Source organism: Nesterenkonia sphaerica (genome assembly GCF_005771565.1).
GTDB classification, from domain to species: Bacteria; Actinomycetota; Actinomycetes; order Actinomycetales; family Micrococcaceae; genus Nesterenkonia; species Nesterenkonia sphaerica.
Map to the genome: position 1 here is coordinate 47,058 of NZ_VAWA01000003.1, position 12,410 is coordinate 59,467.

Annotated in this window: 9 protein-coding genes; 4 read left to right on the forward strand and 5 right to left on the reverse strand. The window is 64.4% G+C overall.

Annotated elements, in window-relative coordinates; translation table 11 throughout:
- Window positions 1–70: 70 nt before the first annotated feature.
- The gene (locus FEF27_RS03150; RefSeq protein ID WP_138169389.1) at window positions 71–2,248 is read right to left on the reverse strand and encodes a prolyl oligopeptidase family serine peptidase; all 2,178 of its coding nucleotides are present in this window, start codon (window positions 2,246–2,248) and stop codon (window positions 71–73) included.
- Between the two features lie 9 nt (window positions 2,249–2,257).
- Window positions 2,258–4,936 carry a phosphoenolpyruvate carboxylase gene (locus FEF27_RS03155; RefSeq protein WP_138169390.1) on the reverse strand — a complete coding sequence of 893 codons (2,679 nt, stop codon included), beginning with the start codon at window positions 4,934–4,936 and terminating at the stop codon, window positions 2,258–2,260.
- 178 nt (window positions 4,937–5,114) lie between these two features.
- Between FEF27_RS03155 and FEF27_RS03160 the strand changes: the two genes are divergently transcribed.
- Window positions 5,115–5,612 (forward strand): aminoacyl-tRNA deacylase, encoded by a 498-nt coding sequence (locus FEF27_RS03160; RefSeq protein ID WP_138169391.1) that lies wholly within the window; start codon window positions 5,115–5,117, stop codon window positions 5,610–5,612.
- 27 nt (window positions 5,613–5,639) lie between these two features.
- Here FEF27_RS03160 and dnaG read toward each other — a convergent pair whose 3' ends face one another.
- Window positions 5,640–7,550: a DNA primase gene (gene dnaG, locus FEF27_RS03165; protein ID WP_138169392.1), complete on the reverse strand. Its 1,911-nt coding sequence runs from the start codon at window positions 7,548–7,550 to the stop codon at window positions 5,640–5,642.
- Between the two features lie 70 nt (window positions 7,551–7,620).
- Window positions 7,621–8,667: a universal stress protein gene (locus FEF27_RS03170; RefSeq protein ID WP_166429891.1), complete on the reverse strand. Its 1,047-nt coding sequence runs from the start codon at window positions 8,665–8,667 to the stop codon at window positions 7,621–7,623.
- Between the two features lie 393 nt (window positions 8,668–9,060).
- On the opposite strand from FEF27_RS03170, the gene FEF27_RS03175 reads away from it, so the two are divergent.
- From FEF27_RS03175 to FEF27_RS03185, 3 genes are all read left to right on the forward strand, one after another.
- Window positions 9,061–9,636, forward strand: coding sequence for a DUF805 domain-containing protein (locus tag FEF27_RS03175; RefSeq protein WP_138169394.1), 576 nt, complete (start codon window positions 9,061–9,063; stop codon window positions 9,634–9,636).
- A gap of 285 nt (window positions 9,637–9,921) precedes the next feature.
- Window positions 9,922–11,475: a sensor histidine kinase gene (locus tag FEF27_RS03180; protein ID WP_166429892.1), complete on the forward strand. Its 1,554-nt coding sequence runs from the start codon at window positions 9,922–9,924 to the stop codon at window positions 11,473–11,475.
- Window positions 11,472–12,167 carry a response regulator gene (locus FEF27_RS03185; RefSeq protein WP_138169396.1) on the forward strand — a complete coding sequence of 232 codons (696 nt, stop codon included), beginning with the start codon at window positions 11,472–11,474 and terminating at the stop codon, window positions 12,165–12,167. Before FEF27_RS03180 ends, FEF27_RS03185 begins: the two co-directional genes overlap by 4 nt.
- Window positions 12,168–12,189: 22 nt before the next feature.
- Here the strand turns inward: FEF27_RS03185 and FEF27_RS13280 are convergent, their stop codons facing one another.
- The gene (locus FEF27_RS13280; protein ID WP_166429893.1) at window positions 12,190–12,357 is read right to left on the reverse strand and encodes a hypothetical protein; all 168 of its coding nucleotides are present in this window, start codon (window positions 12,355–12,357) and stop codon (window positions 12,190–12,192) included.
- Between the last annotated feature and the right edge of the window lie 53 nt (window positions 12,358–12,410).

The following is a 12,410-nucleotide window of genomic DNA, read 5'->3' on the forward strand; positions in this document are numbered from 1 at the left end:
AGTGCGTCAGAATCTTACACCTTTGTTTCCTGGGATGACCCGCCGCGCCGGCCCGGTCAGTGGCACCGGGTCATCCCAGACCCAGACGTTGGCCCAGGAATCGGTAGATGAGCGCATTCATGGTGGCCTGCTGCTCGGGGTTGGCGGCTCCGCCGTGACCGCCTTCGGTGTTCTCCCAATAGGTGACGTCGGCGGAAGCTGCCTCCAGGGCTGCGGTCATCTTCCGGGCGTGACCGGGGTGGACCCGATCATCTTTGGTGCTGGTGGTCAGCAGCACCGGCGGGTAGTTCCCCTCATGCTGCACCTGGTGATAGGGGCTGATGTGCTGGAGGTGTTCCCAGTCGGCGGTGTCCGGATCCCCGTACTCAGCGCGCCACGAGGCACCTGCGAGCAGATGGGAGTACCGTTTCATGTCCAGCAGCGGCACTTGGATGACCACCGCCCCGAAGAGCTCAGGGTACTGAGTGAGCATGTTCCCGGTCAGCAGTCCCCCGTTCGAGCCGCCGCGGCACCCGAGCTGCTCGGTGGTGGTCACCCCGGAAGAGACCAGCGCCTGGGCCACGGCAGCGAAGTCCTCGTACGCCTTGTGGCGTTGATCCTTCAGCGCCGCCTGGTGCCACCGGGGGCCGTACTCGCCGCCGCCGCGAATGTTCGCCACCACAAAGACGCCTCCGCGCTCCAACCAGGCCTTGCCCACTAGCGGCAGGTAGCCCGGCTTCTGCGAAATTTCGAACCCCCCGTAGCCGTAGAGCACGGTGGGCAGGGGCTCGGCGCCAGCGATGGCTTCCCGGGGCGCGCCGTCGGCGGCGAATTGGACTGTCTCGGCAGGGCCGATCACGAAGTACGGCACCCGGGTGCCGTCAGCGCTGGTCGCGAAGCTCTGCACCGCAGCCAAACCTTCGGCGTGGAAGCGTTCCGGGGCCTGCTTGATCAGTCCATGGGTCTCCGTCTCACCGTGCAGCAGCGGCGCCAGCGAACCGAGGTAGCGGGTGCTGGGGGTGAGGAAGTCCTGGGCGGTGATCCAGATATCGTCACTGGTCCGGGCGTCGTAGGCGGTCACGGACAGCGATCCGGTGATCTCGCTGAGCACCTGTCGCGACTGCCAGGCTCCAGCGGCATCGCGCCAATGTGCTTCCACATGCTCCACCACGTCTTCCATCACTGTCAGCGCGAAGACGTTCTTGGTGGCCGTGACACCCTGCAGGGAGGTGGACTCAGTCGGCGTGAACAGGGCGGTGAGCAGCTCGGCGCCGTCGCGGTGACCGTGCAGGAACTCCTCTGCGGGTGCGACATACAGGCTCCCCGCCGGGAGAACGACGCCGCGGACCCTCGCCTCGGTGCGCGGGGAGAAGAAGATCAGGTCACGGTGGAAGCCGACGTTGAGGTCGGTGGGGACGTCGATCAGAGTCAGCGTCGGGGAGGGTTCGCCATCCTCGGTGCGGTACTCGATGAGGTAGGTTTCCGAATCGTAGAAGCCCAGTACCCGGGTGCCCACGTGCCGTTCGAACCCTGGTGTGGAGTCGAACCCTGCGGAGGCGACCATGTCATCCTCTGCCACCGAGATGATGGGTGGGGCGTCGTCGAGCGGGGTGCCCCGGCTCCAGCGCCGCGCCACCCGGGGATATCCGGAGCTGGTGACCGGGGTGTCCTCATGGGGGCTGCTGCGGTCGGTGGAGGCGTAGACCGTGTCGGCATCGATCCACCCGAGCCCACCCTTACCCTGCGGGCGGTAGAACCCGCCTTCCTCAGGGGTGAGGAAGCGACGGGTGTGCAGATCGAACTCACGAGTGACGTCAGCGTCGGAACCCCCGGGTGAGAGGTCGATCAGGGCCCGCGAGTAACCGGGCACCTCATCGGAGGACTGCTCGGGCCGCAGCACTGCCGCGCCGTGCCACACCCAGGTGGTTCCTTCGTCTTCGGAGAGCGCGTCCAGGTCCAGCAGCACGTCCCATTCCGGAGTCTCGGACTTGTAGGACTCCAGTGTGGTGCGCCGCCAGAGCCCCTGGGGGTGGTCCGCGTCAGTCCAGAAATTGTAGAGCCACTCTCCGCGGACGGTGACGCCGGGGATACGGTCCGAGGCGTCGAGAATCTGACGCAGTGAATCCTTCAGGGGTCCGTACTGCTGGTCTCGGAGCTGCTGCTCGGCCCGGCGATTGCGTTCCTCGACCCAGGCCAATGCTTCGGCACCATCCACCTCTTCCAACCATTGAAAGCGGTCGCAGGCGGGGTCGATCACGCGATGGGTCATGTTGCCACCCTACCCAGTGTTCTGCAGGCCAGCAGCCACTCCTTTGAGTGTGATCAGCAGAAGGTTGCGCGGGTCGCGGATCTGTTCCTGACTCAGCTCACCGGAGCGCAGCCGCCGCAGGGCGCGCAGCTGCAGGAGACTGAGCGCATCCACATAGGGGTTGCGCAGCTGGACCGCACGGCCCAGCACCCGGTGGTCGGCCAGCAGCCGGTCCTGCCCGGTGATGGCCAGCACCCACTTCTCCGTCAGCTGCACCTCCTGCAGCACCGCCTGCGCCAGCTCTGCGCGGTCACCCAGATCCAGGTAGCGCCGGGCGATCCGCGTGTCCGTCTTCGCAAGGGACATCTCGATGTTGTCGATCATGGCCGCAAAGAGCGGCCATTCGGCATAGGCCTGCTGCACCAGGTCCAGGTCGTCGACCGTCTCCAGCGCGGTGCCGAGACCGTACCAGCCGGTGAGGTTGATCCGCGCCTGGCCCCAGGCGAAGTTCCACGGGATGGCCCGGAGGTCCTCCAGCGACTCCACGGAGAGTCCACGTTTTGAGGGACGGGAGCCGATTGCCAGCAGACCGATCTCCTCCTGAGGGGTCACCTGGGCGAACCAGGGTGCGAAGCCCTCCGCTCGGACCAGCTGATGGAAGCGGGCGCGCGAGGCATCGTCAAGCCGGCCCGCGAGGTCTGCGTACTTCTCAGCCGCAGCAGCGTTGCGCTTCTCCGTGGAGGGGGCGCTGGCCATCAGGGCGGCAGCGGCCACTTGCTCGATGTGCCGCAGAGCGATCTCCGGATTGCCGTACCTGGCGTCGATGACTTCACCCTGGTCGGTGACTTTGAACCGCAGGTCCACCGAATGCGGGGGCTGGGCGAGAATGGCGCGGTTGGCCGGTCCGCCGCCGCGGCCCAGAGCTCCTCCCCGACCGTGGAACTGGGTGAGCTGGATGTTGTTCTTCACCGCCCAGGCGGCGATCCGCTCCTGCGCCTGGTAGAGCGCCAGAGTCGCGGCCACCGGTCCGACGTCTTTGGAGGAGTCGGAGTAGCCGAGCATCACCTCCATCCGGCGCCCGGTCTGCTCGAGCCTCTGCTGCAGGTGGTGGCTCTGCAGCGATTCCTCCAGGATCCGGGGGGCGTTCTGCAGGTCCTCATAGGTTTCGAACAGCGGGATGACGTCGAGCACCGGGGCCTGGTCCGGGCCGCCGAGGGCCTGCTCGGCCAACACGTAGACGTCGGAGAGGTTCTGGGCGCTGTGCGTGAAGGAGACGATGTAGCGCCGGGCGGCGTCGACGCCATAGCGCTGTTGGAGCGAGGCGATGGCGCGGAAGGTCTCCAGCACTTCTTCTCCGGGCACTGCCATTTTCTCCACGGAGGCTGGGTCGTCGAGCCACTTCAGTGTTTGGGTGTGCACCGCAGAGTGCTGGCGTACCTCCAACTGCGCTAAATGGAACCCGAACGTCTCCACCTGCCAGATGAGCTCCTGGAGCTCACCGTAGGCTGCGCGTGCGGCTCCCCCTGCGGCCAGTGAGGCTTGCACAATTCGCAGTTCGCCCAGCAGCTCTTCGGGCCCGCCGTAGGCCAAGTCGGCGTTGCGGTCCCGGGTGGCTTGGACACGTCCGGCGATCGCCAGCAGCACCTGGCGGTGCGGTTCACCGGGTGAGTGCTCGGCGGCCCGTTCGGTGAGTTCCTCGGAGAGCTGGCGCTGCTGATGCCAGAGCTTCTGCAGATCGGTATGAGGTGCGGTGTAGCGATCGTCCAGGGTCATCGACAGCCCCACTGTGCGGGTGCGGCGCTCGAGGTTCTCCAGGATCCGGTCTGCGGCCTGAGCCACCGCCTGGCGAGTGATGGAGGCGGTGACATTGGGGTTGCCGTCCCGGTCCCCGGCGATCCAGGAACCCAGCCGGATGAACGCCGGAGCCTGCGGTGCTGCTCTGCCGGCCTCTTCACCTTGGAGCCAGTCGTCCATCCGGCGGTAGGCCTCGGTGAAGACTGAGCTGAAGGAGGATTCGAACACGCCCAAGGCGGTGCGCACCTCGTCCAGGGGGGAGGGGTTGGAGACCCGGAGCTGGGCGGTGCGCCACATATTGTCGATCTCTTCGGTCAGCTCCCGAGTGTTGCGCGCCTGGGCGGCAGCACCCATGCGCGGGTCATCGCGCTGATCCAGCAGCTGCCCGATCCGCCGGACACTGGCGGTGATGGCGTTGCGTCTGGCCTCGGTGGGGTGGGCGGTAAGAACCGGGTGGAACCGCAGCTCTTCGAGCCGGCGCTGGGCCTCGGACTGGCCCACCTCCTGGGCCAGATGGTTGAACGCTGCCGCCACGGAATCCGAGGGCTGCTGCATCTCGAGCGGGACTTCGCCGTCGCGGGCACGCAGGGTGCGCACCCGGTGCTGCTCTTCGGAGAGGTTGGCGAGCAGGAAGTAGCAGGTGAATGCGCGCGCGACCTCCTTGGCGCGCTCTGCACTGAGGCTCTCCACGAACTCCTCGGCCTGCGCCAGCGTCTGCTCGGAGTCGTGCTCGGCTGCGGCGATCGTCAGCGAGCGCAACGTCTCGACGTCCTCGAGCAGCCCTGCGGAGCCGTATTCGCTCAGGACGGTGCCCAACAGGCCACCGAGCAGGCCCACGTCCCGGCGCATGGCGTCCGGGATCTCGTGCTCGGCGGCGCGGCGGGAGTGATCCTCTGCCAGGGTGCGCTCGGTCATGGTGCGGGTCCTCCTCGATGATCAAACGTTCTGCACGCTTGGAATCAGGCGAGACCCCGTCGTCACGCGAATTGTGTGGTGAGCAACACCGTATCAATCAATTGCGGCGGCCGGGAGCACGCACTGCGCGGTGCCGGTGTCAGCCGGCCGGAGGATCCGCTGCCGTATGGTGACTTCCATGAGCGAATACTCAGGACGTGAACGAGTGCTGGCTGATGCCCAGCGCAGGGGCGTGCGGGTCGATTTCGCTGACCGGGGTCCGGCCACCTCGCTGGAGGAAGCGGCAGCGAATCTGGGGATTGCCCCCAGTGAGATCGTGAAGACCCTGATCGCGAAAGTCCGGCTCACTCAGACGGCTGCCTCGCACAGTTATCTGATGGTGCTGATCCGCGGCGACCAGCAGGTGGACTGGGCCAAGCTGCGCCGCAGCGCCGGTGTGAAGAAGGCCGCCATGGCCGCTCCGGAGGAGGGGTTCGAGGTCACCGGCTACCGCCCGGGCACCATCACCCCGTTCGGGGCGGGCACCGTGGAGGGGCACGCACTGCCGATCTTCGCTGATGAGTCCATCGCGGGGCAGATCTGCATGGGCGCCGGCGAACCCGGCCTGAATCTCTTCGTGGAGGCCGCTGAGCTCTTCCGCAGCTTCGACGTCACCTGCGCCGACATTGCCAAGTAGGGTCGCTGCGCGCTGCCCACCGGCGCTCTAGTCCGCGCTGCGCAGGGCGCGGCGGCGTCGTTCCAGCTCCATCAGCTCCGCATTGACGCGCCGGTAGGCCTCGGCGGACTCTTGAGGGTCCATGCGTTGGAGCTGTCCGAGCAGGTTGGCTTTCTCATGCTGGATCTGCAGCTCCACCAGCCGGTTGAGGATCTCCTGACAGTACCGATCCAGGTGCTCCTCATCCCGGGCAGGCAGGGCGGTGACCGCCAGCTCGGAGACGAACCCGCGCAGCGGCTCGGGCACCTCTTGCCGGACAGATTCCACCCATGTCCTGGGGTCGGAGGCCTCGGCCGCGGCGATCCGGATGCCGTCGTGAACCGCCAGGTGCGCCGGTGCGCTGAACCTGACGGTGAAAATCTCTTCCCACTGCTCAGCCGTCAGCCGGGTGGGGTGCTGCAGAATCACCTCGAGCGCTTGGCGCTCCATCATCACCGCTGGGTCACGGGTGTCCGGACGGGGGAAGGCAAATCCGCCGACGCCGCCGTGGGCCTGCTGCGCCGAAGGTACTGACCTCTGCGGTGTTCCTTGACGCTGGGCTGAACCGGCACGCTGGGCTGTTCCGCTGTGCTGGGCCTTCAGTGCGCCGCTCACCGCGCTCTGAACTTCATTGACGTCGGTGCCCAGCCACCCGGCGAGTTCGCGGGTGTAGGCCGCACGCAGCGAATCGTCCCGGATCTCCGCGACCACCGGGGCCGCCGCTCGCAGCGCGCCGAGGCGCCCTTCGACGGCGTTGAGGTCCCATTCCCTGAGTCTGCGGCGGATGACGAACTCCACCAGCGGGGTTTTCGACGCCACCACCGCTCGCACCGCCTCGTCGCCGCGCTGCTGGCGGACATCACAAGGGTCCATCCCGTCAGGACCGACCGCGATGAACGTTTGGGCGTTGAACTGATGAGCCTCATTGAACGCCTTCACTGCCGCCTGCTGGCCGGCCTCGTCACCGTCGAAGGTGAACACCACCTCAGCCGGTGATCCGTCATCGGAGAGCAGCCGGCGGGCAATCTTGATGTGTCCCTCGCCGAAGGCAGTCCCACAGGTGGCCACTGCCGTGTCCACCCCGGCGATGTGGCAGGCCATGACGTCGGTGTACCCCTCCACCACCACAAGCTGCCGCTGTTTGGCGATGTGCCGCTTGGCATGCTCGATCCCGTAGAGCACCTGAGACTTCTTGTACACGGTGGTCTCGGGTGAGTTCAGGTACTTCGGGCCCGGGTCATCCTCATAGAGCCGGCGCCCCCCGAAGCCTACGGTGCTGCCGGTCATGTCCCGGATCGGCCACATCAACCGGCCGCGGAAACGGTCGTACAGCCCCCGGCGGCCCTCTGAGAACAGACCGGTGGCCTGCAGTTCATCCTCGCGGAATCCCTTGGTGCGCAGGTGGCCCAGCAGGTTGCTCCACCCCTGAGGCGCGTAGCCGACACCGTACTGTTGGGCATGTTCGCGGGTGAAGCCGCGCCGGGTGAGGAAGTCCCGCCCGATCTGCGCCTCCGGTATGCCCAAGCAACGCTGATAGAACTCATCGGCGATCTTGTGCGCGTCCAGCAGCCGCTGCCGCCGGCCGGTTTCGACCTTGTCAGGTCCGGTGCCCCCGTCCTCGTAGCGCAGCTCGATGCCATGCCGCTGCGCCAATCGCTCCACTGTCTCCTGGAAGGTGGTGTGCTCCATAGCCTGGAGGAAGGCGATGACGTCACCAGACTCCCCGCAGCCGAAGCAGTGATAGCTGCCGACCTGCGGACGGATGTGGAAGCTGGGGGTGCGCTCGTCGTGAAAGGGACACAGTCCTTTGTAGGAGCCGATACCGGCCTTCTTCAACGTGACGTACTGCTCCACCACTTCCCGCAGGTCGGCGCGCTCGCGCACCGCATCGATATCCTCGCGCCGGATGAGACCTGCCATAGCACCAATCTACCGGGCCCAGCACGACGCCGCCGCCACGCCTGTGGATAACCGGGCGTGGGCCTGTCTCTCAGCTCTTTGCCGTGGGGACCACGAGCACCGGGCACACCGCGCGATTCAACACTGCCTGGCTCACTGAGCCGAGCAAGAGACCGGGGAATCCGCCGTGGCCGCGAGTGCCGATGATGATGAGTTCAGCTGTTCTGGAGGCCTCTGAGAGGACACCGGCAGGGGTACCGTCGAAAAATTGCCACCTGACGGTGAGGTCAGGAAACTGCCCAGACAGGTGGTCTGCTGCGCCCTGGAGATGTTCAATATAGGGACGGCGCAGATTCGGAATTTCAATATTGTGCTCCACAGGGTTGGGGCCCCAATGTCCGGCTGCGTTCAGCGGCGAAGCGGACACCAGAGCAAGAGGCCGATCGACCAGCTGCGCGGCCTGACCTGCCACCTGCAACATCTCATCGGCTTCCGTGCCCACGTCGAGGCCGACAACGACTTCAGAATCGAAGTTCAGCGGATCCGAAACATTGGCGAAGAGCCGGCGCTGATGCGCTCGAGGCTTTGACTCCTCGATAAGGGACAAAGGCTCATCTGCCGCATCATCACCGTGGGCAAGCTCCTGCTCCGGGGCCCGCGGTTCTGTGGAGGAGTCGATCCCCCGCTCTTCAGGGACCACCAGGGTGGGACAGTGCGAATGGGCAGCCAGGTGTGCTGAGACACTCCCCAAGAATCGTCCTGCGAAACGATTCCGCCCCCGCTTTCCCACCACCGCGACCCGCGCCGACTTGCTCTCCTCCACCAGCGCCCCTCCGGGCTCCCCTACGAACGCTCTGGTGGTGACGGGGACCCCGGACTCTTCCGCCTGTGCGGCGTATCCCTTGAGCATGGCCAGAATCTCGTTGACCGCAGTGTCGAGATACTGGTTCATCAAGGCAACATAGGAGGAGTCCATCATCACTGGTCGTGGAAAGATTCCTACCAGACGCAGGGTGAGACTCCGCTTCTGCGCAATCTTCAGCCCCACCCTGAACGCCCGCTCGCTCCCTCGGGAGCCGTCGATCCCAACGAGGACAATCGACTTCGGTTCGCCATTCGCCGCCGCTGCGCGTCTCATAGATTTAAGATACGCCCGACCAACGCCCCGGTCTAGGCGAATCTTCTTAGCCGTCATTTCAGTGCTCTCAGCGCTGTGCGCACTCCACAGGTGAAGCTCCACGCAACATCATGGGACCTATGACCCTACCCGGATTGTCATTCGTAACGGAGAGTGGAACATGGCCCCTCAACCAGTGTGGCCTGCCCCGGTCCTGAGCTCAGTTGACCGTACTAGCAAAGGAAATGGCGTGACTGAACCTGTTGTTCGATTTGACAGCTTCTTAGGCGTGGAAGTCCCGCGATGCGATCTACCCGAGGAAGACATTCTCCGCATCCTCCGCACAAAGATGCGCGGAGTGGACTCATCTATTACTCACCCGACCTGGGGTGACTTCCCTGCCAAAGCAGATACATGATGACCTACACACCAGCACGACCGTACCGAGACAGAAAAAGCGCATCACCTCGCCTGACTCACCACGCGTACGCAGCATCTGCACCCACCGCCGCAGCGTACGGGCCCGACCAGACACTCACCTTTTTCCTGGAGGATTTCGCCAAGTTCAAGGGCTTCGCCACGCGTGCGGAGTTTTGGTGGCCGTTTGTCCTCATATTGGCGCTTCACCTGACCATTGCCACCACGGGTCTCCTTATCATCGCCACGTCATTTGCAGAGGATATTGTCGACCACACAAACAGTCCGCTCGGCGTCAACCTCGTGCTCCTCGAGATAGGAATCCAGGGAACCGGGGCAGTGTTCGCGCTGGCACTGGTGAGCCTGCACGTGCTTATCGGCGCCGTGACCATCTTGCCGCTGATCGCTGTCACGTGGCGCCGCCTCCACGACGTAGGACTTCCGGGCACGGTGTTCTTTCTCGTGACAATTCCCATTATCGGGTGGATCGTACTGCTGATAATTTTGGCAAGGAACTCAGCACCCGAGAAACACAAGACCAAGTGGTCTGACGCCCGGCTCACGTGGCGATGAATCGAGCCTGCGCCCATCCTTGAGCAGTCAGGACCAGGGCATGGGCATATGGGCATATGGGCATGGGCCACAAAATCTTTACAACGCACCAGGCTACGTAGTACAACTTGTACCACTTGATCGCCCCGACGCTTGTAAGGGGTCCCCATGCCGGATCCATTTACAGATCTCTCCGGTCCCCGCAGGGAACCGGGCAGGGGCGCAGATGGCGTCGCCGCAGCAGTGCGATCCGAAAAACTGAGGGATCAACATGGGCTACTGCATCTGATACGGGCAAGCCACCTCGTGACAGAGGACCTCGACCTCGATCACGTCTTGCGGCATCTGGTCGAAGCGGCTCGCGCACTTGTCGACGCACATTTTGCCGCACTCGGTGTCCTGGATGATCACGGAAAGCTTGGACGCTTCATTCACATAGGCATGCCCGCAGAGTTGGTCAGTCGCATCGGGCACCCTCCCCGAGGCTTGGGGGTACTCGGCGCAGTGCTCAGCGGAGAGACCATTCGTCTGGAAAAGCTGCAGGAGGACCCCCGTTCCGTCGGTGCGCCCGTGGATCATCCCGCGATGCAGGCCTTCCTGGGGGTGCCGATCACCATCCAGGGCAGCACATATGGGGCCCTCTACCTCACCAACCCCTCGGCAGAAGCCTTCACCGCCGAGGATGAACTCCTCATTGGTGCCCTTGCGGGCACCGCAGCAACAGCGATCAGCAATGCCCAGCTCTACGAACAAACCCGCCGGGCCAAAGAACTCCATTCCACGCTCAGTGATGTCACCACCAAGTTATTGGCAGTTGAGGATGGCGAGGTATTCGGCGTACTGGCGCACAGCTTGGTTTCGCTCCTGGACGCGCAGCTTGTTCTTGTGAGCGTTGCGGAATCGGTGGGAAAGGCGCTGTACGTCGACACCGCTCGGGGGGAAGGCGCTGCCCAGATTGAGGGGTCGCAAGTTCCCTGGATGGACTGCGTTCTGTCCCGCGCCATGGAAGGTGAGCGCGGCATCACCACAGTGCAGGACGGGGAACCCAACCCGTTCACCGATGATCTTCCAAACGCGTCGATGATCGCCGTGCCGCTCTCGGTCTCCGGAGAACGAGTAGCCGCCCTGTGTGCCACACGCTCCGAGCGTGACCCGAGCTTCACCCACGATGACCTCGATCTGCTCGGAGAGTTCGCCAACCAAGCCAATCTCGCTATTGCCCTGGCCTGGGCAAGAGCGGACCGGTTGCGCATGGAAATGGTGGCAGAACGCGCCCGCATCGCCCGGGACCTCCACGATCACGTCATCCAGAAGCTCTTCGCCACCGGCCTCGAGCTCCAAGCTCTCGCGTCGACAGATCCGCAGCTCACCGAAACCCTCGGCCCCCACGTGAGGCGGATCGACTCTGCGATCACAGACATACGCACTGCGATATTCGCATTACAGACTCAAGCATCTGCCGACGAGATCAGGCACCGACTTCTCGAGGTCATCACTGAAATCTCCCCCAGCCTCCCCAGCATCCCGCGTATGACCTTCACGGGGCCGGTGGGCCTCATCCTCGACGGCGCCCTGGCTGATGATGTCGTAGCCGTGCTGCGCGAATCACTGACCAATGTCGCCCGCCACGCCAATGCCCGGACCATCGAAGTAGAAATTGCCGCCTCTGACACCCACATCGCCATCACCGTCGATGACGACGGTGTAGGACCGCCTTCGGAACCATCCCGTTCAAGTGGTACCCGAAACCTCACCGCCCGGGCGCAGGATCACGGGGGGGAGTTCACATTGTCGGCGCGCAGCCCCCGAGGGACCCGAGCCCTCTGGAAGGTGCCGATCAGCCCTGGGCGGCTGCGATGATCCGAGTCTTCCTCGTTGACGATCATGAGATAGTCCGGCGCGGAATCGCGCATCTGATCAATGCCGACCCAGGATTAGAGGTCGTCGGTGAATCTGGCACCGCGCAGAAAACTCTGAGTGGTGTCGCGGCCACCAACCCCGATGTCGCCGTGCTGGACGTACAACTGCCTGACGGCAACGGCATCGAACTGTGCCGCCAGATCCGGTCATCGCACCCTGAGACTGCATGTCTGATGCTCACTGCCTATGACGACGACGCGGCGACCACCTCGGCAGTTGTCGCTGGCGCATCGGGCTACGTCATCAAGAGCATTCGCGGCCAGCACCTGATCGAGTCGATTCGGCGCGTCGCCCAAGGCGAAAAACTGATCCCCCGCGACCTCGCACGCCGAGTGCATTCCTCCCTCCGCGCGCAGGCATCGCCTCCACCTCCGGAGCTCACCCCGCTGCGAACACCTCAAGGTCCGGCCAGACCGGCGGGAGCTCCACCGACCGAGCTGACCCTTCGTGAGACACAGATCCTCAAGCTCATCACGGAGGGGCTGACCAACCGGCAAATCGGCGAACGGCTGAAACTCAGAGAAAAAACAGTGAAGAACTACGTCTCGGGGCTTCTGGCGAAACTCGGGATGGACAGCCGGACCCAAGTCGCCGTTTACGGCGCCACCAGAAACACCAACGCTTCTGCTTGACTCGCCCACCACCACTCGACAGTTACTTGCGAACGGCGCTGCCCCTGCCCGCCTTTGTCAGGGCCCCGTCGCGGCGTCCGGGCTGGTATGCCAGTGCCAGCATCACCAGTGCGACTGTGGTCACAAAAACAATCAGAAGCACGGAAAAAATGGTGATGAAGAGCCCCAAGTAGAAAGTTCCTGCCAGCATCGTTCACGCTCCTTCTGTCACCGGGCTGAAGTCACTTGAAGCACCATCCGACC